Source organism: Pseudomonas sp. EA_5y_Pfl2_R50, from assembly GCF_963970475.1.
GTDB lineage: Bacteria > Pseudomonadota > Gammaproteobacteria > Pseudomonadales > Pseudomonadaceae > Aquipseudomonas.
Genome location: NZ_CAXAPT010000013.1, coordinates 1 through 26,522, shown reverse-complemented (window position 1 = coordinate 26,522; position 26,522 = coordinate 1). Strand labels below are relative to the sequence as shown.

Here is a 26,522-nt window from a genome sequence, read left to right as displayed (position 1 = left end):
GCGAGTAACGTCGAAATCTGACGACTTCTCAAGGATGCCCGACATGCTGATGCGCTGGTGTGCTGTTCCCGCGTTGCTGATGACGTTGACTGGTCTGGCCCAGGCCGCTGAGTGCCCGGAAGTGTTGCAAGGTTCCTTGCCTAAATTGCGGGCCAAGGAATCCATCGACCTGTGCAAGCAGTACGCCGACAAACCGCTGGTGGTGGTCAACACGGCCAGTTTCTGTGGTTTTGCACCGCAGTTCGAAGGTCTTGAGGCGCTGCATAAGCGCTACGAATCGCAAGGCCTGGAAATGCTCGGCGTGCCGTCCAATGACTTCAAGCAAGAGTCCAAGGACAGCGCCGAGACTGCCAAAGTCTGCTACGCCAACTACGGCGTGACATTCGCCATGACCGAGCCGCAGAAGGTTCGCGGTGATGACGCCACGCACCTGTTTCAGGTACTGGCCGCACAAAGCAGTGCGCCGAAATGGAATTTCTACAAGTACGTGGTGGATCGCCAGGGCAAGGTCATTGCCAGTTTTTCCAGCCTGACCAAGCCGGACGATCCGGAACTCATCGCCGCGATCGAAAAAGCCATCGCCTCCAAACCCTTGAAGCCATAATGCGCTGTGCTTTGGGTAGGGGCGGGCTTGCTCGCGGATGCGGTGCATCAGTCAGCATCTTTGTTAGATGACAAACCGCGTTCGCGAGCAAGCCCGCTCCCACAAGGGGTTCAGTGTTGAGTTCAGGCATAAAAAAGCCCCGCTTTCTGCAAAGAGAGCGGGGCTTTTTGGTGGGCGAGGGATCAGCCTCGCCCTGCAGCATCAGAAGCGGTAGGTCGCGCCGACACCGAAACCGTTTGCCGAGTTTTCATACTTGGAGTTGTAGCTCTGGCCACGGTCGTTCTGGTTGCGGATGTTGACCGACTCTTCCTTCAGGTACGAGTACGCAACGTCGATGGTCAGGTCTTCGGTCGGGCTCCAGCCGGCACCGATGCTGAAGATGGTACGGTCGCCAGTCGGGATACGCGGCGAACGGTCGACGTTGTTGGTCGGCGACTGGTCGAAGGTCAGACCGGTGCGCAGGACCCATTCCTTGTTCAACTGATACGAAGTACCCACGGCGTAAGCCCACGAGTCGTGCCAGTTCTGGTCTTCGGTGATCTCGCCGAACTGGCCAGCCAGCAGCGGCTGTACACCGGAGTTCTTGACCGTGATCTTTTCCAGTTGGCTCCAGCGGGTCCAGGTGGTACCAGCGTAGACGTTCCACCGATCGTTGATCGCCTGGGTCACCGAGAGGTCGACCGATTCAGGTGTAGTGATTTTCAGCGAAGCGTCGTACTTCTGGCTGGCGCCCAGACCGACCAGGGCCAGCGCGTTGTAGTTGACCTTGGTATCGCCTTCCAGCTTGTAGTCGACTTTCGAGTGGTAGGTCAGACCGACGCGAGTGCTGTCGGTGGCTTGTACCAGCAGACCGACGTTGTAGCCCAGTGCGGTGTCATCACCCTTGATCTTGACCTTGCCGTCCGGCAGGGCCTGAGTGATCGACAGGTTGGACTCCAGCGAACCGTCGATGCGGTTGATGGTCGGGCCGAAACCGATCGACACCTTGTCGTTGAAGGCATAGCTGACGGTCGGTTGGAAGGTGATGACTTGTACTTCGGACTTGCTGCCGAAGTAACGGCCGGCAAAGCCGTTTTCGTAGTCGGTGATCAGGCCGAACGGTACGTATACGCCGAGGCCGAATGCCCAGTGATCATCAATCGGTTTGACGTAGAAGCCCATAGGTACGGAGGTGAAGGGCACCATGTCGCCTTTGTTGCTGCCGCCGTTAGGGCTGGAGCTGGCATCGCTGATATCGGTCTTGGCATCGAGAAATGCAACACCGCCGGTGACTTGTTCGCGCTTGAGGCGCGACATGCCGGCAGGGTTGCCATAAACAGTGCTTGCGTCGTCGGCAGAAGAAGATCGCCCGGCGTAACCCGTCCCCATCCCGCTAATGCTGTGTTCGTTGATGGCAAAGCCAGCGGCGAAAATCTGCGTGGATGCCATGGCAACGGCGAGGCTAAGGGTGGTTTTGAGCATTACTTTTTTCATTATTAGAACTCCTGGTGATCACCGGGGCGAAAATTACCAACATTTTCGTCCCAGCGCTATAGTCCGTATAGCTTGAGTTAGAGCGGTTTTGTAGGACAATCCGACCAGAATTGCGACCTGTTGGAAGAACTTCCGAAACCGGTCAGTCAGCAGGCGACCTGATTCAACGGTGAAACACAGGTTTGCCACGCGCAGGTGAAATCACGCAGGCGACCCTGAGGATGGAAAGTCTGGCGCCAGATGCGCGCCATACCGAGCAAATCGTCGGGGTCGGGGAGGGTGGGGTTTTGTTCTTCCACCAGCAGCCAGGCAATGGCAGTGGCGTAACGCAGGTTAACGGTCAATTCGAGGTGCGGACCACTCAGGAAAGCATGCTGGCTGGCGAGACCGCGAACCAGGCTGGCGCGTTCCGGATCGAGCGCCAGATAGTCGTCCCACACGGCCTGATGGCGATGCTCGGCAATGCGGTACAGCCCGTGACCACGGCGGTCATGCAGGGCGGACCCGAGGGCGGATTGGCTGGCGGCGATGCCCAGCAACAGGGATTCGGCGGTTGCACAGTGGCGTCCCAGATAAATCAATGTAGGACGAATCACATAGCGGCACAGTTCGCTGGCAGCGATACCCATAAAGCCCTCGGATCTTGTCATTGATCGGCGAGTCCTGAAGGGGCCTTGGCAGCAGTGGATCGACTCAGGCTCGCCGCAAGCGGATCATGCCGCTTGAGTTCAAGTGTAGTGTCATATTCGAAGCGTAAAGGTCTGTTTTTAAAATATTTCCGGCTTCGAGTTATAGCCCTTATATCCGACGGTGCTTAAGCGCGAGGGTAAAAAGGTGAAACATCGGGCAATAAAAAGCCCCGCATTTTTATGCGAGGCTTTTGCTTTTGCGGCCTTTTCGGCTTTCAGGCAACCAGTGCCTGACGTGTACGGTCGATCACGGCCTGCAGCGGTTCGGCGCTGGAGTATTGATCTGGGTACAGACGCTCGCTGTGGCGGGCGATCCCGTGTTCATTGACCACGGTGAAGCTGAAGCAGCCTTTGCGAGCGGCCATGATCAGGCAGTTCATTGGTGCAAAAGCGTTGGTTAGGGTGCGAATGGCATCCTGAGTCTGGATTTGAGTAGACATAGTTATTAGGTGTTCCTACAAATGACACGGATAAGAACCGTGCAACGTTAAAACGTTCCAGTAACGTCGATCACCATTGATCGAACGAAGAACCCGACTGGAACAAAGCAGCCAGTTTGAAGCGCTGATAAATTGGCGCGCTTGGGCTGGCAGGTAGGTACTTAGGAGGGCAGGCATCACAACGAGGGCAAAGGTTCTGGGCCCGGGGTGAAGATCCTGATCAATTTGCAGGCTGGTTCGGTCAGAGTAAGTGGTCTTCGCAACACCCTTTGCATCATTCAAAGGCAGTGTTGTCGCAAGATTTACCTGGAAACCATCGAGGGGTCGTTCCCGCTTTTTTCGGTGAAGGCTTCCTGAAGGAAGGTTGACCGTGGGGAGGTGTTCGACCGGAATTGACTTTCAGCTTGGTACTAACGCCGCGGATACTAACGGATCGATTACAGCAAAGCAAATCGAATGTGGAAAAGATTGCCGTCGCGCCTGCGTTCTGCTTTCAGCTTCTCGCATACGCCCTGGATTGGCTCGTTTCTCGACCGTCTGTCGGTGAAGAATTCTTCATCAAGCAGCGCCACAGGCTTGCTTATCCCCAGATAGAGAATGAAAACGACCCGAAAAAGCGCAGCGATATAACCGGGTAACAGGTACTTGTGCACATTAGTGGCGCGGGCTGTCACGGCGCTGTCATATCAATCCTGACCGCGATGGCTGCCTGTTTCAAAAGTTTAAGTCAATGAAAAACATCGCATTTTTTTGTTGGTGAAAAAATCGTCAGTTTGACTGCGAGCCCCATTCCACAAGGCTTTGCGAGGGTTGAAGGGCGGTTGTCCACTGAGTTATCCACAGCTTCTGTGGATTGTCCCTAGCGCTTGCTCTAGGACGGGCGTGCCGGGTAATTTTTCGACTTTACCTGTAAGAAAAAGAGAGTAGAGTGGCGCGCCTTCCGATCTGTCCCACAGTGCTTTATGAAGTTTCGCTCAGTATCAGACTCTGTTACCTCACAACCCCCGCGTGTTACCAGCCCCAAGCGATTTTCCGTGCGCGTGGCCGAATGGCTGCTCGACAGCCCGCGCTTGAGTGATAGCCATAACGCCAAGCACCTCGCCGGACGCCTGCTCAAGCAGCCGGCACGCGAAGGTGTGGTCGTCGCCCAAAGCCGCCTCGGCCAGTTGATGTGCCGTGAATGCGGCAACGCCCGCGATCGTCGCATCGGTCAGGACCTGTTGCGCCAGGCTGCCCGCGCTGGCGACGTGCGTGCGCAACAGGAACTCGGTCTGATCGAAGACTGAGCTGTCCAAGCCCTGACACCTTGGTTAACCTTCAGGCTTTATAAGATCGGCAGGAGTCGCTATGGCTATGGACTTGACCAGCGTGTTGCTCGGTCTCGCAGGGGCGGGGTTGCCGCTGTTGGCGCTGGCCTGGCAACTGCAACGTCGGGCGAGCAACGGCCAGGCCGAGGTGGCGCTGCTCGAAGAGCGCCTGGCGATGGCACAACTGGCGCAGGACGGACTCACGGCGCAACTGGATGCCAGCCGCGATGAGGTCGCCGACCTGGGTCAGGCTAACGCCGCCAAACAGGCGGATCTGGCGGCTTTGCGCCGCGAAGTCGAGCTCCTGCAAATCGAACGCGACGACGCCCGCGATGCCTCCCACGCGTGGAACATCGAGCGCGGCAACAAGGAAGCCGAACTGCGCCGTCTCGACGCGCAGGCAGCCTCGTTGAGCGCCGAACTGCGCGAGCAACAGGAAAGCCATCAACAGCGCCTCAATGACCTGCAAGGCTCGCGCGATGAGCTGCGCGCGCAATTCGCCGAACTGGCCGCAAAGATCTTCGATGAGCGTGAGCAGCGCTTTGCCGAGACCAGTCAACAGCGTTTGGGGCAGTTGCTCGATCCGCTGAAAGAGCGCATTCAATCCTTCGAAAAACGCGTGGAAGAAAGCTATCAGGCCGAGGCGCGCGAACGCTTTTCGCTGGCGAAGGAACTGGAGCGCTTGCAGGCGCTCAATCTGCGCCTGAGCGACGAGGCGACCAATCTGACCCGTGCGCTGAAAGGCCAGAAGACCCAGGGTAACTGGGGCGAGTTGATCCTTGAGCGCGTACTCGAACACGCGGGCCTGGAGAAAGGGCGCGAGTACCAGACGCAGGTCAACCTCAAGGGCCCGGACGGCGAGCGTTTCCAGCCGGACGTGATCATTTACCTGCCGGGCGACAAGCAGGTGGTGGTCGATTCGAAGGTCAGCCTGACCGCGTATCAGCAATACGTCGCGGCAGACGACGACACCCTGGGCCAAATTGCGATCAAGCAGCACGTGCTGTCCTTGCGTAATCACGTCAAAGGCCTGGCCGGCAAGGATTACAAACGTCTGGAGGGGCTGCACAGCCTCGATTTCGTTTTGCTGTTCGTGCCCATCGAGGCAGCGTTTTCCGCCGCTCTGCAGGCCGAGCCGGCACTGTTTCAGGAAGCGTTCGACCGCAACATCGTCATCGTCAGCCCCACCACCTTGCTGGCCACGTTGCGGGTGATCGACAGCCTGTGGAAGCAGGAACGACAAAGCCAGAACGCCCGGGAAATCGCCGAGCGCGCCGGGTGGCTGTACGACAAGTTTGTGTTGTTCATTCAGGATCTGGACGAGGTCGGTAATCGCCTGCAGCAACTGGATAAAGCCTACAGCTCGGCGCGAAACAAGTTGACCGAAGGGCGCGGTAACCTGGTCAGCCGCAGTGAACAACTCAAGTTGCTGGGTGCGCGGGCGAGCAAGAGCTTGCCCGCGGATTTGCTGGAGCGGGCGATGACCGATGTTGATGGTCTCGTCGAACTTCCCGAGTAGCCCAAAAACTTCGTCGGATCGCCGCCCGGAGCAAGCCCGCTCCCACAGGTTGAAATACGTTCCCCTGTGGGAGCGGGCTTGCTCGCGAAGACGTCAGTGAAGTCAGCACCTACAATGGCACATACCGGCTCAATAACGCCCGCAATGCCGCCGGTTTCACCGGTTTGGCCAGATAATCCAGCCCCGCCGCATGCACCAGCGCCACCGTCTCCGGCCGCCCATCTGCACTGATCACCACGCCCGGTACCGGCTCGCCCAGCGTCGTGCGCAACCACGCCATCAATTCGGTACCGGTATCGCCGTGATCGAGGTGATAGTCAACCAGCGCCAGTTGCGGGCGCACGCCGTCATTCAACAGTGCGGCGCATTCTTCGCGGTTGCGCGCCGTCCACACCTGGCAGCCCCAGCGACTCAAGAGACTGTTCATGCCGATCAGAATGCTGTCTTCGTTATCGATGCACAGTACCTGCGCGCCGCCCAGCAACTTGCCATTCAACTCAACAGCGGTGCTGACCGGCACGGTTTGCGTCGGGGCCAACGGCACGCTGACGCTGAACACACTGCCGCGCCCCGGCGACGAACGCACCCGTAACGTATGACCGAGTACGCGGCACAAACCATCGGCAATCGCCAAGCCAAGCCCCAGGCCTTTTTCGGCGCGGGTCTGGTGACTGTCGAGGCGTTTGAATTCCTCGAAAATCACCTGCAGTTTGTCCTGCGCAATGCCTGGCCCGCGATCCCATACTTCCAGCGACAACTCTTGCCCACGCCGACGCACGCCCAGCAGCACCGGGCCCTTGGCGTAGCGGAACGCATTGGTCAGGAAGTTCTGCAGAATCCGCCGCAGTAATTTGCTGTCGCTGTCGATGCGCAGGTGACTGCCGCGCACGCGGAAGGTCAGGCCTTGTTCTTGCGCCAGCGCCTTGAATTCGGCGCCGAGAATATCGAACAGTTCGTTGAGCGCAAACGGCTTGCGATCCGGGTTGATCTTGCCGTTTTCCAGGCGCGAGATGTCCAGCAGATCGCTGATCAAATCCTCGGCCGAGCGCAGTGAGCTGTCCAGATGCTGCACCAGTTTCTGTGCCTCGCTGCTCAGTCCGTCGTCCTGGTGGGAGAGGGCGGCGGAGAACAGTCGTGCCGCGTTCAGGGGCTGCATCAGGTCATGGCTGACGGCGGCGAGGAAACGGGTTTTCGACTGGTTTGCCGCCTCGGCGGTGCCCTTGGCTTCGGTCAGCGCGACGTTGAGTTGCGACAGTTCCTGCGTGCGCTCGCTGACTCGTTGCTCCAGCCCTTCGTTGGCCTCGGTCAGCGCCTGTTCGGCTTCGCGGAACGCGGTGATGTCGGTGAAACTCATGACGAAGCCGCCGCCGGGCATCGGGTTGCCGATCAGCTCAATCACCCGCCCGTTGGGGAACAGCCGTTCCGAAGTGTGCGCGCGGCCTTGGCGCATCCAGTGCAGACGTCGCGCAACGTGAACCTCCGCTTCGCCGGGGCCGCACAGACCGCGTTCGGCGTTGTAGCGAATGATGTCGGCAATCGGTCGACCGACGCTGATCAAACCATCGGGATAGTTGAACAGCTCCAGATAGCGACGGTTCCAGGCCACCAGTTTCAGTGACTGGTCGACCACGCTGATGCCCTGGGTGATGTTTTCAATCGCGCCTTGCAGCAGGGCGCGGTTGAATTGCAGCACTTCCGAGGCTTCGTCAGCGATTCGGACGACATCCTCCAGTTGCATTTCCCGACCTTCGATGGCGGCTTTTACCACCGCGCGCGTCGAAGAAGCGCCGAGCACACCGGCCAGCAAGCGCTCGGTATGGGCGATCCACTCGCCGTCGGCATTCTGGTTCGGGTTGAAACCTTTACCTTGGCGGTAAGCGAAACGGATGAAGCTCTGGCGCGCGCGTTCCTCACCGACAAAGCGTGCAGCCAGTTGCAGTAAATCGTTGATCTGCACCGCGAGCATCGAGCGCGCACTCGGGCGCGCGCTGATTTCCTGACCGATGAAACGCCCGGCTTGCCAGTGCTCCGACACCCGTGTGCGCGACAGCACCGAAACCCAGGCGAACAACGTGAAGTTACCGGCCAGCGACAGCACCACGCCTTGGGTCAGCGGCGAAATCGGCAGGTTCAGCGGGTTACTGTGCAACCACGCAAGCCCCGGGAAACTGCTCAGCGACCAGCCGAGACTGTGCGCGGCAATCGGCAGAATCAGCGTGTAGAACCACAGGAAAGTACCGGCGGCGAGGCCGGCAAACACGCCGCGACGGTTGGCCTGTTTCCAGTACAGCGCGCCGAGCATCGCCGGTGCCAGTTGGGTGACGGCGGCGAAAGCGATCTGGCCGATGGTCGCCAGGCTAGCGGTCGAGCCGAGCAAGCGATAGCTGACGTAGGCCAGCAACAAAATCACCACGATGCTCACTCGTCGCACCGACAGCATCCACTGGCGGAACACTTCGAACGGCCGCTCGGCATTGTTGCGCCGCAGCAACCACGGCAGCAGCATGTCATTCGACACCATGGTCGACAGCGCCACGCTGGCAACAATCACCATGCCGGTGGCCGCCGACGCGCCGCCGATAAATGCCAGCACAGCCAGCGCCGGATGGGCTTGCGCCAGCGGCAGGCTGATCACGAACGAGTCGGGCAATACATCGCTGGGCAGCAACATCTGCCCGGCCAGCGCGATAGGCACGACAAACAGCGCCGCCAAGGCGAGGTAGGCGGGGAACACCCACTTGGCCAGGCGCAGATCCTGCGGATCGATGTTCTCCACCACGGTGACGTGGAATTGCCGGGGCAGGCAGATAATCGCCATCATCGCCACGCCGGTCTGTACCACCATCGACGGCCAGTTGATCGTTTCTTGCCAGTATTCCTCAAGGCGCGGGGCGAGCATCGCCTGATTGAACAGGTCGTCGAAACCGTCATACAGACCAAAGGTGACGAAGGCGCCGACGGCGAGAAAGGCGAACAGCTTGACCAGCGATTCGAAGGCAATCGCCAGCACCATGCCACGGTGGTGTTCAGTGGCGTCGAGGTTGCGTGTGCCGAAGACAATGGTGAACAGCGCCAGCACCAGCGAGACGATCAGTGCGGTGTCCTGGGCGCGGGTGCCCATGGCGTCTGCACCGGCGCCGATCAGCAGGTTCACGCCGAGCACAATGCCTTTGAGTTGCAGAGCGATGTAGGGCAACACGCCCACCAGGCAGATCAGCGCGACCACCACCGCCAGCGATTGCGACTTGCCATAACGCGCGGCGATGAAGTCGGCGATGGAGGTGATGTTCTCCTGTTTGCTGATCATCACCATTTTTTGCAGCACCCACGGCGCACCCACCAACAGCAGGATCGGCCCGAGGTAAATCGGCAGGAATGACCACAATTGCTCGGCGGCCTGGCCGACCGCGCCAAAGAATGTCCAACTGGTGCAATAAACCGCCAGCGACAGGCTGTACACCCAGGCACGCATGCGCGGCGGCAACGGCGCGCTGCGCCGGTCGCCGTAGAAGGCGATGGCGAACATGATGGCCATGTAGGCAAGGGCAACGGCGGCGATCAGCCCGGTGGACAACGACATGCAACACTCCCGACAGAAGACTCCCCGGCACTCCTGCCCGGGCGGACAGTCTCGCACGCGCGGGGCGGTTAGTCAGTGTCGACCAAGGTCGTGGCGTGGCGGGGTGTCGCATGTGGGGAACCGGATGGTTTTTGTTGTGACTGGCAGGGCCTCATCGCTGGCCTGCCAGCGATGGCGTCAGTCCTGCTGCAAAGCAATATCGATCAGACGATGAAGCTCATCCACCTCCAGCGCCACTGCCGAAAACAGAATGCGGAACACCACCGGCGCCACCACCAGATTGATCAGGTGATCGACACTCGGCGCGGCTTCATTCGGATGCCGCTCAATGATCGTCTGCAACTGCGCGGCAATGATCGTCACGCAATACCCCGGCGTCGCACTCGCCTGCACATCACGCATCATGTTGCGCCCGGGCTCGGAGCTCATCTCGTCAAGGTATTGCTCGGCCCAGGCGCGAATATCGCTGCGCAGACTGCCGGTTTGCGCCGGCTCGCTGTCCGGCCGCATGCGGGCGAGGGCGACGTCTGCCAGCAACGCTGCCAGATCGCCCCAGCGACGATAAATCGTCGACGGCGTGACGCCTGCCCGTGCCGCGATCTGCGGAACGGTCACGGCCGAGCGCTCCTGTTCCTGCAACAGCGCACGGACAGCCGAATGAATCGACTCTTGAACCCGGGCACTGCGGCCACCGGGGCGTAAACCTTCTTTAATAGCCATGGGGCAGACCTTAACACAAAGAATTTGCTTTAAGCGCGGAGCGGTAGCACACTCCACAAAAGCAAAAAATTAGCTTTTGCGGAGTGTGCACATGCCCAGCCTTGCTTCCAACCGTTTCAGCCTGTGGTTTCTGGCGATCACTTTACTGAGTTTTCTCGCCGCCTCCACCGCGCCGACACCGCTCTACCATCTCTATCAGGATCAATTGCAGTTTTCGTCAGCCATGCTGACCCTGATTTTCGCTGTCTACGCCTTCAGCCTGTTAGCCGCGTTATTGACCGTGGGCTCGTTGTCCGATCACCTCGGGCGCAAACCGGTGATCTTCAGCGCGGTGCTGCTCAATGCCCTGGCGATGCTGCTGTTCATCTATGCCGACAGTGTGGCGTGGCTGATCGGCGCGCGGGTGCTGCAAGGTTTTGCCACCGGCATGGCCACGGCGGTGCTGAGTGCAACGCTGCTCGACACGGATCGCCAGCAGGGGCCGTTGATCAACAGCGTCGCACCGCTGTTGGGCATGGCGCTGGGTGGGATGGGCTGTGGCGTGCTGGCGGAATTCGCCCCGGCGCCGCTGCAACTCACCTACTGTCTGCTGCTCGCATTGTTTGTCTTGCAGGCGCTGTACGTCTGGCGTTTGCCGGAAAGCGTCAATCCACAGCCCGGCGCATGGGCTTCGTTGCGGCCGACGCTGCATGTACCGACCCAGGCGCGCTCGACGTTGTGGCGCGTGCTGCCGCTGAACACCGCGACCTGGGCCCTCGGCGGTTTCTATGCGTCGCTGGCGCCGTCGTTGGTGCGCACCGCCACCGGCTCGACCTCCAATCTGATCGGCGGCGCCACCGTGGCGGCGCTGACCGTGACCGGCGCGCTGATGATCTTCACCCTGCGCAACCGCAGCGCCAAGCGCACCTTGCAACTGGGCGCGAGCCTGCTGCCAGTGGGGTTGGTGCTGATTCTGCTGGGTGTGCACAGCGCCAGTCTGGCGCTGTTTTTCCTCGGCACGTTGGTCGCCGGTTGCGGTTTCGGCTCGGGCTTCCTGGGTGCCGTGCGCAGCCTCGTGCCGCTGGCCTTGCCCCACGAGCGGGCGGGTTTGATGTCGGCGTATTACGTGCTGAGTTACCTGGCGTTCTGCCTGCCGGCGTTGCTTGCCGGGCATCTGGCGCGCAACTACGGTTTGCTGGCGACCACCGATGGTTACGGCGCGACTTTGATCGTATTGGCTGTCGGCGCGCTGCTGCTGAGCCTGCGCCCGGCAGCCGCCCAAGTGTGCCGCGCTCCCTAAACGGCGGGCTTTCGGTTAGCCTTGCCCAGCCTTCTTCTCACGGATCGAACCATGAAGATTATTCGCAGCAAGACCTTCACCGCCGAGCGAGCCTGGGGCGCACTGGATATCGCCAGCATGAACGGCATCACCACGCGCCTGCACTGGACCGATCAACCCTACAAGTGGCACGTCAACGATGGCGAGGAAGTGTTCGTGGTGCTCGATGGCCAGGTGCTGATGCATTACCGCGAACAGGGTGAAGAAAAACAGGTGCAGTTGGACGTCGGCGATATCTTTTACGCCTCGGTCGGCACTGAACATGTCGCCCATCCTCAGGGCGCGGCGCGGATTCTGGTGATCGAGAGCGAAGGGAGCATTTGACTGCTTATCGGTACAATAGATAACAGTTAGAGATATTACCCGTTATATAGATATTCGATTCGGTTCTACCATGAACTCAACCTCACCAGAGGATAGGAGTTCATGATGATTTGCCCCAACAGCGCCAAACCCGGCATCAAGCTTTTCAGTCAACTTCAGCACCCGCGTGAAGTGATCCGTCAATTCACCCCCAACTGGTTCGCCGCGACCATGGGCACCGGCGTGTTGGCGCTGGCGTTGGCGCAATTGCCCATCGCCATCCCGGGCATGCACGCTGTGGCCGAAGGACTGTGGCTGTTCAATATTCTGTTGTTCACTGTGTTTGCCGCTGCTTATGCCGCGCGCTGGATCGTGTTTTTCGACGAAGCGCGGCGCATTTTCGGGCATTCCACGGTATCGATGTTCTTCGGCACTATCCCCATGGGCCTGGCGACCATCATCAACGGCTTTCTGGTGTTTGGCTTACCGCGTTGGGGCGATGGGGTGATTCACCTGGCCGAAGTGCTGTGGTGGATGGATGTGGCGATGTCGCTGGCCTGCGGCGTGTTGATTCCGTACATGATGTTCACCCGTCAGGAGCACAGCATCGATCAGATGACGGCGGTCTGGCTGTTGCCGGTCGTGGCGGCGGAAGTTGCAGCGGCCAGCGGCGGTTTGCTCGCGCCGCACCTCACCGATGCCCACTCGCAACTGGTGATGTTGACCACAAGCTACGTGCTCTGGGCATTTTCCCTACCGGTAGCGTTCAGCATTCTGACGATCCTGTTGCTGCGCATGGCCTTGCACAAACTGCCCCACGAAAGCATGGCCGCCTCGAGCTGGCTGGCCCTCGGCCCGATTGGCACCGGTGCGCTCGGCATGTTGTTGCTCGGCGCTGATGCGCCGGCGATTTTCGCGGCCAATGGTTTGTCGGGCGTCGGTGAAATCGCCGCAGGTCTGGGACTTGTGGCCGGGATAACCCTGTGGGGCTTTGGTCTGTGGTGGATGCTGATGGCTTTGCTGATCACCGTGCGCTACTTGCGTGACGGCATTCCGTTCAACCTTGGCTGGTGGGGCTTCACCTTTCCATTGGGCGTGTATTCGCTGGCGACCTTGAAGCTGGCGAGCGTGTTGAACTTGAGCTTTTTCAGTGTTTTCGGCACCGCGCTGGTGACTTTATTGGCGGTAATGTGGCTGATCGTCGGCAAACGCACCCTGCAAGGCGCATGGCGCGGTGAGCTGTTTGTCTCGCCCTGCATCGCAGGATTGAAGAAATAACCTGAAAAGTTTAGGTAAGGTGTGGCCTGGATCGCACTTCGAGATTCCAATAAGCAGATCCAGGCCATTCTCTACCGACATCAGGGAAACACGGAAGATGAGTCACCCCTCACAGTTCAACCTGCTTCGCACCCGGCGCTTTCTGCCGTTCTTCATCACCCAGTCGCTGGGTGCATTTAACGACAACGTGTTTAAACAGTCGTTGATCCTCGCAATTCTGTACCGGCTGACCATCGAGGGTGACCGCTCGATCTGGGTCAACCTGTGTGCGCTGCTGTTTATCCTGCCGTTTTTCCTGTTTTCGGCGCTGGCCGGACAGTTTGGGGAAAAATTCGCCAAGGACGCGCTGATCCGTCTGATCAAACTCGCGGAAATTGCGATCATGGCCGTAGGATCGGTCGGTTTCCTCTTCGATCATTTATCGCTGATGCTGGTGGCCCTGTTTGCGATGGGCACGCACTCCGCGCTGTTCGGGCCGGTGAAGTATTCGATCCTGCCGCAGGCGTTGCGCGAGGATGAACTGGTTGGTGGCAACGGACTGGTGGAGATGGGCACCTTTCTGGCAATTCTTGCCGGCACCATCGGCGCTGGGGTCATCATGTCCTCGAGTCATTACGCGCCACTGGTGTCGACCGCCATTGTCGGTATCGCGGTACTGGGTTATCTGGCCAGCCGGGGTATTCCGCGCGCGGCAGCGGCCTCTCCGCAAATGCGCCTGAACTGGAACATCTTCAGTCAATCCTGGGCCACTCTGAAACTCGGTTTGGGCCAGACGCCAGCGGTGTCGCGCTCGATTGTCGGCAATTCCTGGTTCTGGTTTGTCGGGGCGATTTACCTGACGCAGATTCCGGCTTATGCCAAGGAGTGGATGCACGGCGACGAAACCGTGGTCACCCTGATTCTGACGGTGTTCTCGGTCGGTATCGCGATGGGTTCGATGCTGTGCGAGAAGCTGTCCGGGCGTAAGGTCGAGATCGGCCTTGTGCCGTTCGGCTCGTTTGGTCTGACGGTGTTTGGCCTGTTGCTGTGGTGGCATTCCGGCGGCATCCCCGACAGCGTCACCGGTCATGGCTGGATCGAAGTGTTGGGCTTCGTTCACACTTGGGCGGTGCTGATCGACATCCTCGGCCTCGGCATCTTTGGCGGCTTCTATATCGTGCCGCTGTACGCGTTGATCCAGTCGCGCACGGCCGAGAACGAACGGGCCCGGGTGATTGCCGCCAACAATATTCTCAACGCGCTGTTCATGGTGATCTCGGCAGTCGTGTCCATCGTGTTGCTGAGCGTGGTGAAACTGTCGATTCCACAGCTGTTCCTGGTGGTGTCGCTGCTGAACATCGGCGTCAACGCCTATATCTTCAAAATCGTTCCCGAGTTCAGCATGCGCTTCCTGATCTGGCTGCTCAGCCATTCCATGTACCGCGTCGAACATCGCAATCTTGAGGCGATTCCCGATGAGGGCGCGGCATTGCTGGTGTGCAACCATGTATCGTTCGTCGATGCCTTGCTGATTGGTGGCGCGGTACGTCGGCCGATTCGCTTTGTCATGTACTACAAGATCTACAACCTGCCGGTGCTGAACTTTATCTTCCGCACGGCGGGCGCTATTCCTATCGCTGGCCGCCAGGAAGACATCCAGATCTACGAAAGGGCCTTCACGCGTATTGCCCAGTATCTGCAGGACGGTGAGCTGGTGTGTATTTTCCCGGAGGGCAAGTTGACCGCCGACGGCGAGATGAACGAATTCAAGGGCGGGCTGACGCGGATTCTTGAAGAGACCCCGGTGCCGGTGATTCCGCTGGCGTTGCAGGGGTTGTGGGGGAGTTTCTTCAGTCGCGATCCGAACAAGGGTTTTTTTCACCGATTGTGGTCGCGCGTGACGTTGGTGGCGGGAGCGCCGGTGGACGTTGATGCGGCGGAGCCGGCGCATTTGCAGGGGTTGGTAGGGGCGTTGCGCGGGGCAGTCAGATAGTCGGCGTTTCAAGGGCCTCTTCGCGAGCAGGCTCGCTCCCACAGTTGATCGTATTCCTCTGACGGAGCGCGGTTTAATGTGGGCGCGAGCCTGCTCGCGAAAGCGGTAGTGGCCTAAGCGCTGATCTTAAGGCCAATCAAACCGGTAATGATCAACGCCACACTCGCCAGCCGAATCAGCGCCATCGACTCGCCAAACAGAATGATCCCGGCAATCACCGTGCCCACGGCACCGACGCCGGTCCAGATCGCATACGCCGTGCCCAGCGGCAGTTCCTTCATCGCAAGGCCCAGCAGGCCAAGGCTGATGGCCATGGCCGCAACGGTCAGAACGGTGGGGAGTGGGCGAGTGAAACCGTCGGTGTATTTCAGGCCGACAGCCCAGCCGACTTCGAACAGGCCAGCGAAAAACAGAATGATCCAGGACATGAAAGACCTCCATCGATTGACGGGGTCGTCCCCAGATTAATGACTTGATCGAGCCGCAGGGTCGTCCCTGCGCTGCGCCAAGTTTGCCGAGCATTAATCCGGGGATCAAGTTTACGGCTCAGTCGGCCGCCTGTTGCGCTAAGGTCTCGCGATCTTCCTTTTCGCTCATGCGGCGGAAGTAGGTCGAAAGTAGCGCCCCGGAAATGTTGTGCCACACGCTGAACAAAGCACTCGGCACCGCCGCCAATGGCGAAAAGTGTGCACTGGCCAGTGCCGCGCCCAAGCCCGAATTCTGCATGCCGACTTCCAGTGCCAGTGACTTGCGCTGGGTCAGTGGCAACTTGAACAAACGTCCGGTGAAGTAACCCAGCAGATAACCGAAGCTGTTATGCAGCATCACCACGGCCATGATCAACAGACCGGATTCGGCAATCTTCGCCTGGCTGGCGGCGACGACAGCGGTCACGATGATCACGATGCTGACCACCGACACCAACGGCAATACCTCCACTGCATGGCGAACCTTGTCACCGAGCAGACGTTGGGCGACCACGCCGAGAATGATCGGCAGCAGTACCACTTGCAGGATCGACCAGAACAGCTCCATGAATGACACCGGCAGCCATGCCGAAGCCAGCAGCCAGATCAGTGCCGGCGTCAGCAGTGGAGCGAGGAGGGTGGTCACGGCGGCAATGGCCACCGACAGCGCCAGATCGCCACGCGCCAGCCAGGTCATCACGTTGGACGAGGTGCCACTCGGACAGCAACCTACCAGAATGACGCCGACGGCGATTTCCGCAGGCAGGTGAAACACCTGGCAGAGCAACCATGCCATGCCGGGCATGATCACGAAATGTGCAACCACGCCGAGCGCCACACGCCACGGATGGCGGGCGACAGCAGCGAAGTCATCGAGTTTGAGGGTCAGGCCCATGCCAAACATCACCAGACCCAGCAGCGGCACGATCGCGCTTTTGAGACCTAGGAACCATGCCGGTTGCAGGAACGCTACCACCGCAAAAATCAGAACCCAGTAAGCGAAAGTGTTGCCGACGAAACGGCTGAGTGCAGCCAGTGGGCGCATGGCCTGATCCTTATTATTGAATGAACACCACAGAACCAATTGTGGGAGCGGGCTTGCTTGCAAAAGCGGGCTGACATTCAACGAGGATGTTGACTGTTATGACGCCTTCGCGAGCAAGCCCGCTCCCACCGTTTTGAAACTCGCCAGAGGTCAGATCCCCTGCGGCGTCTCTTCGCCACCCAGCGCGTCGACCAGCGCCGGCAGGAAGTCACCGAAGGTCAGCATCATCAGGGTGAAGCTGGCGTCCAGTTGGCCGAGGGCCTCATCGCCGCCGTCCTGCTCCGCCTGATCCTGCAGCAGATCTTCGAACTTCAGACGCTTGACGGTCATCTTGTCATCAAGCATGAACGACAGTTTGTCCTGCCAGGCCAGCGACAACTGCGTGACCACTTTGCCGGTGCTCAAGTGCAACTGGATCTCTTCGCTGGTCAGGTCCTGACGTTTGCAACGCACGATGCCGCCGTCTTCGTGAGTGTCACGCAGCTCGCACTCGTCCAGTACATAGAAGTCGTCGGCGGCTTTTTGCGTGGTGACCCAGTCAGTCATGACCGCGGTCGGTGCCATTTTCACGGTCAGCGGACGGACAGGCAGGGTGCCGATCACTTCGCGCAGGGTGGAGAGCAGGTCTTCAGCGCGTTTCGGGCTGGCCGAGTTGACCAGGATCAGGCCCTGTTTCGGCGCGATGGCGGCGAAGGTCGACGAACGACGAATAAAGGCGCGCGGCAGGAAGGCCTGGATGATTTCATCCTTGATCTGATCGCGTTCCTTCTTATAGACCTTGCGCATCTGTTCGGCTTCGATCTCTTCGACCTTTTCCTTGACCGCGTCACGCACGACGCTGCCCGGCAGAATGCGTTCTTCTTTACGGGCCGCGATCAGCAGGAAGTCACCGCTGACGTGCACCAATGGAGCATCTTCGCCTTTGCCGAACGGCGCGACGAAACCGTAGGTGGTCAACTCCTGGCTTGCACATGGACGCGCCAGTTTGGTGGCCAGTGCAGTTTCCAGCGCCTCGGCATCGACAGGCAGGTCTTGGGTCAGGCGATAGATAAGCAGGTTTTTGAACCACATGGGGTGAGTCTCTCCTTTATACAAAGGGGGGCATTATTGTCTTCGCCGGGTCATAGGCCAACCCTTCTCTAAGCCTTTGGAAGGCCTGAGAAAATTATTTAAAAAAGTGCTTGCCAGAGGTTGGGTCGCTCCGTAGAATGCGCGCCACACCGAAGCGAAGGGTGATTAGCTCAGCTGGGAGAGCGTCTGCCTTACAAGCAGAATGTCGGCGGTTCGATCCCGTCATCACCCACCATTCGTTTCAAGTGTTTAGCGCAGCGGTAGTTCAGTCGGTTAGAATACCGGCCTGTCACGCCGGGGGTCGCGGGTTCGAGTCCCGTCCGCTGCGCCATATTCGGTAACCTGGACCACTGAACGCCAGGTCACCACGGAAAAACCCGCCAAGGCGGGTTTTTTTCTGCTCCAAGGTTGTACCCGCGGGATGTGTCGTTTTATCGGTTTTCGGATTTATTTGAAAAAAACTTCAATTAAATCAACACTTTACGAAAACTTGTGGCATAATGCGTCCCGTAACGAAGCGAAGCAATGGGTGATTAGCTCAGCTGGGAGAGCGTCTGCCTTACAAGCAGAATGTCGGCGGTTCGATCCCGTCATCACCCACCATTCGTTTCAAGCGTTTAGCGCAGCGGTAGTTCAGTCGGTTAGAATACCGGCCTGTCACGCCGGGGGTCGCGGGTTCGAGTCCCGTCCGCTGCGCCATATTCGGAATCTGGAACACTGAACGCCAGATTCCACAGAGAGCCCGCCTAGTGCGGGCTTTTTGCTGTCCGGGATTCAGGAAATCATCTGCCGGCCACTACTGGGTGGCGTTCTGGCTGTGCCGGTAATCGCTCACTGCCTCATACACCGCTTTGCGCAAGCGATTGATCCCGCCAATCGGCCGGTGCGCCTCAATCCCGAACCACGGATTGAACGACAGGTTGTCACAAGCCAGATTCAGCGCCGGTGTGTCGAAGTCCTGCGGCGGCAACGTTATCCGCGCAACCGTTGCAAACGGTGAATCCTGCTCACGCCATTCAATACTCGTGTCTTCAATTGGCATGTATTTGTTCGCATCCTGCCGCTGGATCTGCAGAACGAAACACGCCGGCACCCGATCCGTTGACAACTGCTGATTCAAAGCGCTGCGCAGGAAGTTCGGCAAGTCTTGATTCTGCCGGGGCAGGGTGTAGGCCGGGCAATTGTCCGGGGCCGGCGCGACCCGAAACTTTGCATTGGCCTCGCCAAATTTGTAGGGCGAAACCGAAAAGTAGGTCGTCCCCGTCGGACTGTCTGGCGGTGGCGACAGCGTGGCCAGGGCGATGAACAGATGACGGACCTGCCAGGTGCGCGGGTCCCACCCCGGAAAGAACGCCATGACTTTCTTTCCATCAGCCTGCGCCGCCACATTCTGACGGTACTCGGCGACATCGCTGACAAAGAAGTTCGGATGACTGAACATCACGAAATCCTGTTCGTGTTGTGCCTGGCGGTCACTGAGCAAGGATTTTCCCGGCACCTCCAGCAACTTGATTGCCATGCCCCGGGCATCGCGCATGCTGTCGAATTGCGGGTAGGCATTGCCGTTGGAGAAACGGATCATCGCCTGCCAGGTTTTCCCAGGTTCACTGAAAACCCCCTGCCGCAGCGACTGTTCCAGTTCCGGCAACACCTGCACCTGCGCCTTTACACAGCCATGTGCCTTGGCATGGGCATCGCGCAGATATCGCGTGCCCTCTCGATGCTGATCGACGATGCGCACGGCGGTCTGGATCACGTCCTGAGTCATCGCCGCTTCGCCGGGTGGAATCTGTTCCAGCGCGGAGACCGGGCCACGGTGCTGCCAGGCGAACCAGGCGGCGGCGACGGCCCAACCCGACAACGCGATAACGAGGACAATCAGCAGCGTTTTGCCCAGCAGGCGCCCCAGCCATAACCAGAGTCGCGCCAGCAACGGCAGTTCCTTCTTGAAGGTCGGCATGATCATGGCAATTGCGCCTCCAGTGGACCGCCAAGAACTTTCAGGTATTCGAGCAAGGCCCAGCGTTCTTCCGGCAGCAGCAACCGGCCGATAACGCCATTGCCGCGTTCGCCGGCGCGGAATTCGTGACCGCTGTTGTGGTTGCCGCTGATGCGCGTGTCGAACAGGAAACCATTGGTAAAGGCTTCGGTGCGATACCCCAGGTGTCCCGGATCGTATTCGAACGTACCTTTATAGAAGGTGGTCGCGCGTTCATCCTGCGGCGACAGCAACTGATAAATGTTCGGCACCGAACCGTTGTGCAGAAAAGGCGCAGTGGCCCAAACGCCGTCCAGCGGTCGCGCCTTGTAGGCAACCTTTTCGCGCACCCCGATGGGCAGGCCAAAACCGTCGAGTTTCGGCTTCTCTTCGGGGCTGACGTTGGCCTCGCGGTACGCGCGTTTTTCGACGAAGGCAGTGACGTATGCCAGGCCTTTGGCCACAGACAATTGGCTCAGATCGAGCGGTTCCGTGGGCTTCGGATGCAATTTTACGTCCATGTTTTCCAGCTCTTTCAGATCCCATTGCAAGGGCGTCAGGTCGAAGCGATGGCTGGCGATGTTGTTGGCTGCATTCGGATCGGTGCCGATAACGTCCACTGGCAGCATGTGCAAATGCTGCACCCAGCGTCCGTCTGTTTCGGTTTTGCGCGGAACGTGGCAGCTCGCGCAGTTCTCGGCAAACAGATTGCGTCCCTTGGCGGCCAGTGGTTTGTCGACCACGCCCAATAGTTCTTCCGGCCAGGCGGGCGGCTTGAGTTGTTGCAGGGTTTCTTCGATTTTGTGCAGATCGCGGACACGAACGCTGGAGGCATAACGTGCATCGCCTTGCAGTGGCTGGCCATTGGCGTCGAAGAAGCTCAGGGTTGCGCCCACGCCCAGCGCCTCGCCGATATTGCGCGCCATCGGCTGCTGCGCTGAGCCGTTCCATTGCACCCAATCGAAGGTCCACATGTCCCACAGTTGCGGGTAATCCACTGGCGCATTGGCGACGCGGTAGTTGGCGGGGGAAATCGCATCGCCGAATGTGGCGTTGGCAATCCGCCCGAACGCGTCGGTGCGGCCCGGGCCCTCCTCGGTCGGGTAAAGGCCGCGATGGGTGTCGTTCCAGGCGACTTTGAGGAAGGTATCCAGCGCGGTTTTAAAGTCTTTGCGCAGTTGCTCATGGCGGGCGTCGTACTCATTGCCCAGCACGTTGCGGGCGAAGCGCTCGAATTTCCACGGGTTGTAGTAAGTCGATGTCAGGCTCGCGACCAACGCCTGTCCGAAGCTGCCGCCGCGTAATGTAGGAACACTGGAAGGCAATACGTGCTGAGCCGTGCCACCGTCGATGCGGATCGCCTGGCCTTTGAAGCGCAATTCACCGGTATGGCAAGCGGCGCAGGTGATGTCGAGGTATTGCTCCGTGCCGCCAGTATTCTGATGGCGGGCAAAACCTACGGGCAGGTTGCCGGGATTGATCGACGTGGCTTGTTGTTGCGGGTCGACGAGAAAACCGAAACGGGCGAGGTAGTCGGGAGAGGCGAAGCGTTGTTCGGAGAACGGCAGTTCCAGTGCCTGGAACCACTCATACCGCAAGCCTTTGACCTGCGTACCCTGAGGGGTGAAGTAATAGGTTTGCCGCTCGTCTTCACTCCATTGATTGAGGTAGTGCACCTGTTGCGCCGGGGTGTAGAAGGGCAACTTCGGATTGGCGACGTAATACAAAACCACTGCCAGGACGAGTCCCGCCAGCACCGCGATCAGAGTCAGCACACGAAATAAGAGGCGCAAGATAAACATCCTTGTCGATTTGTTACGTTGTTATGCCTGAGTCAGTCCGTGTGGGCAAGTGGCCATTACGCCAGATGTTGAGGGAACGCGATTTGATCGTTGTCAGGCGCAGATGACAGAAGCTTCATCGTGGCGTTGCCTTAATGCGTTTTAATCCCTGAACTTATCGGAAGATTCCTGCTCTCATGCCGGTAGCCATTGGTCGTGGCGGCCTGATAAGCTCGCGGCTTTACTCGATTGCCCATTCGGCGCATGAACAAGGAAATAGCATGAAACAGCATCGGTTGGCGGCGGCGGTTGCCCTGGTTAGCCTGGTCCTCGCGGGTTGTGATTCGCAGACCAGCGTAGAGCTTAAAACCCCGGCGCAAAAAGCTTCCTACGGTATCGGCCTGAACATGGGCAAGAGCCTTGCTCAGGAAGGCATGGATGATCTGGACTCCAAAGCGGTAGCCCAGGGCATCGAAGATGCCGTCGGCAAGAAAGAACAGAAGCTGAAAGATGAAGAGCTGGTCGAAGCCTTCGCCGCGCTGCAAAAGCGCGCTGAAGAGCGCATGGCCAAGATGAGCGAAGAGTCGGCAGCCGCCGGCAAGAAATTCCTCGAAGAAAACGGCAAGAAGGCCGGTGTCACTACCACCGCTTCCGGCCTGCAGTACGAAGTGATCAAGAAAGCTGACGGTCCACAGCCTAAGCCGACCGACGTAGTGACCGTTCACTACACCGGCAAGCTGACCAACGGCACCGTATTCGACAGCTCCGTCGAGCGCGGCAGCCCGATCGATCTGCCAGTCAGCGGTGTGATCCCGGGTTGGGTTGAAGGTCTGCAATTGATGCACGTTGGCGAGAAGTACAAGCTGTACATCCCTAGCGATCTGGCTTACGGCGCACAATCGCCAAGCCCGGCAATCCCGGCCAACTCGGTTCTGGTTTTCGACCTGGAACTGCTGGCCATCAAGGACCCGGCTAAAGAAGACGCTGCTGCTGCGAAGTAATCAGCATCGTTTAAACAACGCCTCGCTTATGCGGGGCGTTGTTGCATCCGGACCATGGCAAGGTTAAACAGAGCGAACCGATGCGCACTGGGAGAGTCATAGCTTTGAGGCTGCCCGCACTAGACGCCCTGAGCTGCCAAGTCAATGAAATATTGGGGTTTTTTATGTGAGTAAAAAACGCCCGATCTGAGCGCAGCCCTTATGAAACGGGGCTCTCAGCGCTGAAATGCAGCTCTGTTCACAAGGTTATCCACAATTTGTGTGGATAACATTTCAAAGGGAGGAATAGATGAAAGCTCCGTGGAATTTCGCTCGATTCCTGCCCCTGGCCGGTCGATTGCTGGCCCGTGGCCGCTTGCCGACCCTGTTGTTCGCCGTGGCCAGCAAAGGGGCCGCGCAAGGCAATCGCCTCGGCAAGCTCAAGGACGACCTGCGCCTGCTCCAGGCGCTGTGCCTGGCCTATTGGCGTGGCGAGTACCGCGCGATCAGTCCGAAAGCACTGATCTCGGTGGTTGCGGGTTTGATGTACTTCCTCAGTCCGGTGGATGCGATCCCGGATTTCATTCCGATGTTCGGCATGCTCGATGACATTGCCGTGCTCGCCTGGCTGATGAAAACCCTCGACGACGAGCTCAACGCCTTCCGGCTCTGGCGCAATCGCCAGCGCCCGGAAAAACTCGCCGTCGTCGAACGTCTGCCTGATACCCCCGAGCAATTGCAGATTCAGGGTCCGAAAAAGCCCTGATTCCCCCATCCCGTTTGCAGATAGATACCCCCCGCGACCTTGGCCGCTGTTAGGATTACACTTCTAGGGAAAAGTGCCGACTCGCTAAGTGTTGTTGTCCTACGGGGTAGTCATGGATATTCAGATAATTGCACGCGATGGCGAGCCCGAATACGCGGTTCTGCCATGGGCTCAGTATCAGGCTCTACTGAAAGCAGCAGGCATCAACGAAGCACCGTCGCAGCCGGCTCCAGCGCCACTTGCGGCATCACCAGACCCGATTCTTCCCGGTCTGGATCAACTACGCAGTTTGCGCGAAGGGAAGGGCATCGCCATCGAGGCGCTCGCCCGCACGGTAGGCATCAGCCCGTCTTATCTGGCCATGATCGAAAGTGGTGAGCGTCTGCCCGACGCCGCGATTCGCCGCAGCCTGGCCTGGGAATTGACGGTGCCAGGGTGGAGGGACGAATCGTGAGCGTTCGCATCAGTCGTCAACATTGGGACGGATTGCTGGGGGAACTGGATCAGGCCCGCAGGCAGCGCCATTTGCTGACCTACCGGGCTTTGCTCGAACGGTTGCAATTGCCGACGCCGGCGATGCAAACCTTGACCGCCGCGCTTGAGCATCTGGCCGCACTCGACGCCAAGGCCGAACAGCCATTGCGCAGTTCGCTGGTCATCAGCCAAGGCGCCAGTCGCCTGCCGCGCACCGGTTTTTTTGAATGTGTCGAGCGTCTGGGGCGGTTTTCCGGCCCGTCCGATGGGGTGGCCGCCGCGTCGTGGCATGCGTCGGAAGTGGTCAGAGTCTTCGAGTACGAATACCCGGAATCGGCGGAGGCCTGAGTGTTTTTACACCTCAAGGCGCGGGCCGGTTACTGGCTGGCCCGGCGGCTGTTTCACTGGTCCTGGTTCGTGCGTCAGCCCCGCGGCTGGCGCTGGCTCGAGGGCCAGTTCGCGCGCATGGCTGCCCTCGGCGATGTCGGCGCGCAAAGTTTCTACGGACACATCCTGATGTTTCGGGGTGTGGGGCTGGGAGCCCGTGAAGAGGGCGTGCGCTTGTTGCGTCTGGCGGCATTGGCGGGCGATGGCAAAGCAGCCTATCAGATCGGCGTGATCAGCCTCGCTGGCTCGCCGAGCAAAGCGCCGGATGCCGTTGAGGCCGCCCGCTGGTGGCGCATGGCGGCTAACGCCGGGCATCCGTTGGCCGAGCTGAAATTGAAAGAGCTGAGCGCCGGGAACTCAACGCAGTAAATCCATTTGTGTCGATCAATAAACGGGGCGTGAGGAAAACTCACGCCCCGTTTTCGTCTGTTGGTTTTGCATAAATATACGTGTTGCAGACTTCTCCTACAGCAATCGCCTACTCGTCTGACTTCTTTCCTGAGTGATCCCCCGCAAAGTCCTCGCGCCTAATTTCTGCGCGAGGGAACGCTCATGTTCGACCCGGTTATTCAGTCCATCCCGCACCCAAGCGTGCGCTGATGGAAGCCATCACCCGCATCGAGCAAGCACTCGACAGCTTTCCCGACACGCTCAATCTCTATCGCGAGCAACTCAAGCACTGGGCCAGCCGTTCCGCGGACACAGTCAGCCATGCTGCCGATCTGCCGTCGTTGATGGGCATGGAGCGGATCATCCGCTTTGGCGAGAGCAATATCGCCGTCAGCAGCAGCGACGACCAGTTTTTCTCCAGCGTCGTCCAGTGCCCGAAGGGCGGGCTGATGTTGATCGAGAGCAAGTTTGAATCGGTGTATGACATCCCGCTGGGCAACATCAAGGTCGATGTGGTGGCGGTGGATGGCGGCGAAAAAACACCGGTGACCCTTGATGCCCAGGGCAAGGGTGAGTTCAAGGGCGCAGAGGGCAAGTTCTACCGGGTGCAAGTGCACGGTGCTGTCAGCCCGGAACAGGTTGAAGATCTTTTTGAGTCCTACGATGGCCTGACCCTTGAGCTGGATGATTGGCTGCGTAGTGAGTGGCAGGGGTTCAAGCCGCAGTGGTCGCAGTCGGTGGCGACTGCGGCGAGCAACGGCTTGCTCGCCGGGAGTTGGGCGGCGATTGAGAGGGTGTGGGACAGCATCGGGATGCTGTCGGACATTCTCAAAGATCCTGGGGCGTTCGCCGAGCAATTAGGCAGTGGTGCAACTGATCTGATCAATCTGGCAGCTACCGCGCCTGAGGTGATGGAGAAGCTTCAACTGCTGGTCAGTGACGAGGCGGCTCTGTGTTTGCTGCTACGCACGGCGAGTCTCTGGCTGGAGATGTTGCCGCCCAGTGAGATCGCCGGCAAAACCGCTCAAGCGGCGTCGATGATGATCGTGCAAATACTGATCGATGTGCTGATCAGCGTTGTGCTGACTTTCGCCAGTGGTGGCGCAGGGATCGCTTATCTGACGCTGCGTCTTGCAGATCGCGCGGTTCAATTGCTGTCAGCGGTGACGCGGTTGGTGAAGGCGCTGTTCACCATCGTCAACGGCTTCATCAAGTACGTTGATCAATACAAAACCGTTGCCGCGCGCGGCATAGCGGCCGGCGTGAAAAAAGGCCGGATGCAACTTCGCTGGAATGCGAGGCGCAACGCCTCGCTGAAGAAAGACGAACCTCACGACGATAAGCCCGATCAGGCGAAAAACCCCAACGGCGACAGCACCGACTGCGTAACGCTCACCTGCACCAACGGCTGCCCGGTGTCGATGGTCACCGGCGAAGAACTGCTGACCCTCAACGATGCTGTGCTCGATGGCGTGTTGCCGTTCGAGTTCACCCGCTTGTATCGCACCAGTGCCGCTGAAATCGACGTCGGGCTGGGCTTTGGCTGGAGCCATTCGCTGGCGCATCGGCTGGAGTTCGATGGCGATTTCGTGGTTTGGGTCGACCATGAGAACCGGCGTACCCGGTTTCCAATGCCGAGCGTCGCGCGGCCGGCGATTCACAACAGCCTGTCGCGGGCAGCGATTTTTCTCGGGGATGAGCCGCAGGAGTTGATTCTTGCGCTGGCCGGGGCAGTTGCGGGGTTTTATCACTTTCGCAACGGGCGGCTGACGGCGATCAGTGATGCGTATGACAACCGATTGCGCATTTCCCGGGATCGTCAGGAGCGTGTTCAGCGTCTGGACAACGGCGCCGGCCGGGCGTTGTTATTGCGTTACGACCGCTCACACCTGATCGCGGTTGATTACCAGCGTTTTGACCCGTCGCAGAACCTGGCCGAGCCTTGGCTCACTGAGCAAACCCTCGTCAGCTACCGCTACG

24 protein-coding genes and 4 tRNA genes are annotated in these 26,522 nt (G+C 59.2%); 17 read left to right on the top strand and 11 right to left on the bottom strand.

The window, feature by feature from the left end:
* Window positions 1-43 precede the first annotated feature (43 nt).
* Window positions 44-604, top strand: coding sequence for a glutathione peroxidase (locus tag AACY19_RS21090; protein ID WP_339453563.1), 561 nt, complete (start codon window positions 44-46; stop codon window positions 602-604).
* A gap of 201 nt (window positions 605-805) precedes the next feature.
* Here the strand turns inward: AACY19_RS21090 and AACY19_RS21085 are convergent, their stop codons facing one another.
* The 4 genes from AACY19_RS21085 to AACY19_RS21070 all read right to left on the bottom strand — a co-directional run bounded on the left by AACY19_RS21085 (window position 806) and on the right by AACY19_RS21070 (window position 3,880).
* Window positions 806-2,077: an OmpP1/FadL family transporter gene (locus AACY19_RS21085; RefSeq protein WP_339453562.1), complete on the bottom strand. Its 1,272-nt coding sequence runs from the start codon at window positions 2,075-2,077 to the stop codon at window positions 806-808.
* 146 nt (window positions 2,078-2,223) lie between these two features.
* A complete protein-coding gene (locus AACY19_RS21080; RefSeq protein WP_339453700.1) occupies window positions 2,224-2,706 on the bottom strand; it encodes a hypothetical protein in 483 nt (160 codons plus the stop codon).
* A 275-nt stretch (window positions 2,707-2,981) separates the two neighbouring features.
* Window positions 2,982-3,206: a hypothetical protein gene (locus tag AACY19_RS21075; protein WP_108589715.1), complete on the bottom strand. Its 225-nt coding sequence runs from the start codon at window positions 3,204-3,206 to the stop codon at window positions 2,982-2,984.
* 437 nt (window positions 3,207-3,643) lie between these two features.
* On the bottom strand, window positions 3,644-3,880 hold the full coding sequence (locus AACY19_RS21070) for a hypothetical protein (protein WP_339453561.1): 237 nt from the start codon (window positions 3,878-3,880) through the stop codon (window positions 3,644-3,646).
* Window positions 3,881-4,168: 288 nt separating this feature from the next.
* Here AACY19_RS21070 and AACY19_RS21065 point away from each other — a divergent pair, with 288 nt between their 5' ends.
* Both AACY19_RS21065 and rmuC read left to right on the top strand, forming a co-directional pair.
* Complete coding sequence (locus AACY19_RS21065) at window positions 4,169-4,492, top strand: sel1 repeat family protein (protein WP_339453560.1); 324 nt, start codon at window positions 4,169-4,171, stop codon at window positions 4,490-4,492.
* 175 nt (window positions 4,493-4,667) lie between these two features.
* Window positions 4,668-6,032, top strand: coding sequence for a DNA recombination protein RmuC (rmuC, locus tag AACY19_RS21060; protein WP_339453699.1), 1,365 nt, complete (start codon window positions 4,668-4,670; stop codon window positions 6,030-6,032).
* Window positions 6,033-6,141: 109 nt separating this feature from the next.
* Here rmuC and AACY19_RS21055 read toward each other — a convergent pair whose 3' ends face one another.
* Window positions 6,142-9,612, bottom strand: a complete 3,471-nt coding sequence (locus AACY19_RS21055) for a hybrid sensor histidine kinase/response regulator (RefSeq protein WP_339453559.1) — start codon at window positions 9,610-9,612, stop codon at window positions 6,142-6,144.
* A gap of 177 nt (window positions 9,613-9,789) precedes the next feature.
* Window positions 9,790-10,332: a TetR/AcrR family transcriptional regulator gene (locus tag AACY19_RS21050; RefSeq protein WP_339453558.1), complete on the bottom strand. Its 543-nt coding sequence runs from the start codon at window positions 10,330-10,332 to the stop codon at window positions 9,790-9,792.
* Between the two features lie 91 nt (window positions 10,333-10,423).
* On the opposite strand from AACY19_RS21050, the gene AACY19_RS21045 reads away from it, so the two are divergent.
* The 4 genes from AACY19_RS21045 to AACY19_RS21030 all read left to right on the top strand — a co-directional run bounded on the left by AACY19_RS21045 (window position 10,424) and on the right by AACY19_RS21030 (window position 15,203).
* Window positions 10,424-11,611, top strand: coding sequence for an MFS transporter (locus AACY19_RS21045; RefSeq protein ID WP_339453557.1), 1,188 nt, complete (start codon window positions 10,424-10,426; stop codon window positions 11,609-11,611).
* 51 nt (window positions 11,612-11,662) lie between these two features.
* On the top strand, window positions 11,663-11,974 hold the full coding sequence (locus AACY19_RS21040; protein ID WP_339453556.1) for a cupin domain-containing protein: 312 nt from the start codon (window positions 11,663-11,665) through the stop codon (window positions 11,972-11,974).
* Window positions 11,975-12,079: 105 nt separating this feature from the next.
* A complete protein-coding gene (locus AACY19_RS21035) occupies window positions 12,080-13,231 on the top strand; it encodes a TDT family transporter (protein ID WP_339453698.1) in 1,152 nt (383 codons plus the stop codon).
* Window positions 13,232-13,328: 97 nt separating this feature from the next.
* Window positions 13,329-15,203, top strand: a complete 1,875-nt coding sequence (locus AACY19_RS21030) for an MFS transporter (RefSeq protein WP_339453555.1) — start codon at window positions 13,329-13,331, stop codon at window positions 15,201-15,203.
* Between the two features lie 113 nt (window positions 15,204-15,316).
* Here AACY19_RS21030 and sugE read toward each other — a convergent pair whose 3' ends face one another.
* From sugE to rdgC, 3 genes are all read right to left on the bottom strand, one after another.
* Window positions 15,317-15,631 carry a quaternary ammonium compound efflux SMR transporter SugE gene (gene sugE, locus AACY19_RS21025; protein ID WP_127652648.1) on the bottom strand — a complete coding sequence of 105 codons (315 nt, stop codon included), beginning with the start codon at window positions 15,629-15,631 and terminating at the stop codon, window positions 15,317-15,319.
* A gap of 118 nt (window positions 15,632-15,749) precedes the next feature.
* Window positions 15,750-16,715, bottom strand: coding sequence for a bile acid:sodium symporter family protein (locus AACY19_RS21020; RefSeq protein ID WP_339453554.1), 966 nt, complete (start codon window positions 16,713-16,715; stop codon window positions 15,750-15,752).
* 150 nt (window positions 16,716-16,865) lie between these two features.
* Complete coding sequence (gene rdgC / locus AACY19_RS21015) at window positions 16,866-17,786, bottom strand: recombination-associated protein RdgC (RefSeq protein ID WP_339453553.1); 921 nt, start codon at window positions 17,784-17,786, stop codon at window positions 16,866-16,868.
* Window positions 17,787-17,945: 159 nt separating this feature from the next.
* Here rdgC and AACY19_RS21010 point away from each other — a divergent pair.
* The 4 genes from AACY19_RS21010 (at window position 17,946) to AACY19_RS20995 (ending at window position 18,485) form a co-directional block, all read left to right on the top strand.
* A tRNA-Val gene (locus AACY19_RS21010) sits at window positions 17,946-18,021 on the top strand.
* 19 nt (window positions 18,022-18,040) lie between these two features.
* A tRNA-Asp gene (locus tag AACY19_RS21005) sits at window positions 18,041-18,117 on the top strand.
* 196 nt (window positions 18,118-18,313) lie between these two features.
* A tRNA-Val gene (locus AACY19_RS21000) sits at window positions 18,314-18,389 on the top strand.
* Window positions 18,390-18,408: 19 nt separating this feature from the next.
* Window positions 18,409-18,485 (top strand) — tRNA-Asp (locus AACY19_RS20995).
* A gap of 97 nt (window positions 18,486-18,582) precedes the next feature.
* On the opposite strand, the gene AACY19_RS20990 is transcribed toward AACY19_RS20995, so the two are convergent.
* On the bottom strand, window positions 18,583-19,719 hold the full coding sequence (locus AACY19_RS20990; RefSeq protein ID WP_445262319.1) for a catalase family protein: 1,137 nt from the start codon (window positions 19,717-19,719) through the stop codon (window positions 18,583-18,585).
* 29 nt (window positions 19,720-19,748) lie between these two features.
* Window positions 19,749-21,557, bottom strand: a complete 1,809-nt coding sequence (locus tag AACY19_RS20985) for a di-heme-cytochrome C peroxidase (protein WP_339453551.1) — start codon at window positions 21,555-21,557, stop codon at window positions 19,749-19,751.
* A gap of 269 nt (window positions 21,558-21,826) precedes the next feature.
* Between AACY19_RS20985 and AACY19_RS20980 the strand changes: the two genes are divergently transcribed.
* From AACY19_RS20980 to AACY19_RS20955, 6 genes are all read left to right on the top strand, one after another.
* On the top strand, window positions 21,827-22,546 hold the full coding sequence (locus AACY19_RS20980) for an FKBP-type peptidyl-prolyl cis-trans isomerase (protein WP_003223103.1): 720 nt from the start codon (window positions 21,827-21,829) through the stop codon (window positions 22,544-22,546).
* Between the two features lie 289 nt (window positions 22,547-22,835).
* A complete protein-coding gene (locus tag AACY19_RS20975; protein WP_339453550.1) occupies window positions 22,836-23,291 on the top strand; it encodes a YkvA family protein in 456 nt (151 codons plus the stop codon).
* 112 nt (window positions 23,292-23,403) lie between these two features.
* On the top strand, window positions 23,404-23,745 hold the full coding sequence (locus AACY19_RS20970) for a helix-turn-helix domain-containing protein (RefSeq protein ID WP_339453549.1): 342 nt from the start codon (window positions 23,404-23,406) through the stop codon (window positions 23,743-23,745).
* Entirely contained in the window at window positions 23,742-24,113 is a 372-nt protein-coding gene (locus AACY19_RS20965; protein ID WP_003223109.1) for a hypothetical protein, read from the top strand. The genes AACY19_RS20970 and AACY19_RS20965 overlap by 4 nt, the downstream gene beginning before the upstream one ends.
* Window positions 24,114-24,521 (top strand): sel1 repeat family protein, encoded by a 408-nt coding sequence (locus AACY19_RS20960; RefSeq protein WP_339453548.1) that lies wholly within the window; start codon window positions 24,114-24,116, stop codon window positions 24,519-24,521.
* Between the two features lie 230 nt (window positions 24,522-24,751).
* Window positions 24,752-26,522, top strand: a 1,771-nt coding sequence (locus tag AACY19_RS20955) for a DUF6531 domain-containing protein (protein ID WP_339453547.1), incomplete at its 3' end; no start/stop codon positions are given.

Bases quoted from the DNA above. Each gene is read 5' to 3' on its own strand.
- AACY19_RS21080 (WP_339453700.1), bottom strand. From the start codon at position 2,706: ATGGGTATCGCTGCCAGCGAACTGTGCCGCTATGTGATTCGTCCTACA.
- AACY19_RS20975 (WP_339453550.1), top strand. From the start codon at position 22,836: ATGAAAGCTCCGTGGAATTTCGCTCGATTCCTGCCCCTGGCCGGTCGA.
- AACY19_RS21050 (WP_339453558.1), bottom strand. From the start codon at position 10,332: ATGGCTATTAAAGAAGGTTTACGCCCCGGTGGCCGCAGTGCCCGGGTT.
- rdgC (WP_339453553.1), bottom strand. From the start codon at position 17,786: ATGTGGTTCAAAAACCTGCTTATCTATCGCCTGACCCAAGACCTGCCT.
- AACY19_RS21035 (WP_339453698.1), top strand. From the start codon at position 12,080: ATGATTTGCCCCAACAGCGCCAAACCCGGCATCAAGCTTTTCAGTCAA.
- AACY19_RS20970 (WP_339453549.1), top strand. From the start codon at position 23,404: ATGGATATTCAGATAATTGCACGCGATGGCGAGCCCGAATACGCGGTT.
- AACY19_RS21090 (WP_339453563.1), top strand. From the start codon at position 44: ATGCTGATGCGCTGGTGTGCTGTTCCCGCGTTGCTGATGACGTTGACT.
- AACY19_RS20980 (WP_003223103.1), top strand. From the start codon at position 21,827: ATGAAACAGCATCGGTTGGCGGCGGCGGTTGCCCTGGTTAGCCTGGTC.
- AACY19_RS21055 (WP_339453559.1), bottom strand. From the start codon at position 9,612: ATGTCGTTGTCCACCGGGCTGATCGCCGCCGTTGCCCTTGCCTACATG.
- AACY19_RS21020 (WP_339453554.1), bottom strand. From the start codon at position 16,715: ATGCGCCCACTGGCTGCACTCAGCCGTTTCGTCGGCAACACTTTCGCT.
- AACY19_RS21040 (WP_339453556.1), top strand. From the start codon at position 11,663: ATGAAGATTATTCGCAGCAAGACCTTCACCGCCGAGCGAGCCTGGGGC.
- sugE (WP_127652648.1), bottom strand. From the start codon at position 15,631: ATGTCCTGGATCATTCTGTTTTTCGCTGGCCTGTTCGAAGTCGGCTGG.
- AACY19_RS21045 (WP_339453557.1), top strand. From the start codon at position 10,424: ATGCCCAGCCTTGCTTCCAACCGTTTCAGCCTGTGGTTTCTGGCGATC.
- AACY19_RS21075 (WP_108589715.1), bottom strand. From the start codon at position 3,206: ATGTCTACTCAAATCCAGACTCAGGATGCCATTCGCACCCTAACCAAC.
- AACY19_RS21085 (WP_339453562.1), bottom strand. From the start codon at position 2,077: ATGAAAAAAGTAATGCTCAAAACCACCCTTAGCCTCGCCGTTGCCATG.
- AACY19_RS21030 (WP_339453555.1), top strand. From the start codon at position 13,329: ATGAGTCACCCCTCACAGTTCAACCTGCTTCGCACCCGGCGCTTTCTG.
- AACY19_RS21065 (WP_339453560.1), top strand. From the start codon at position 4,169: ATGAAGTTTCGCTCAGTATCAGACTCTGTTACCTCACAACCCCCGCGT.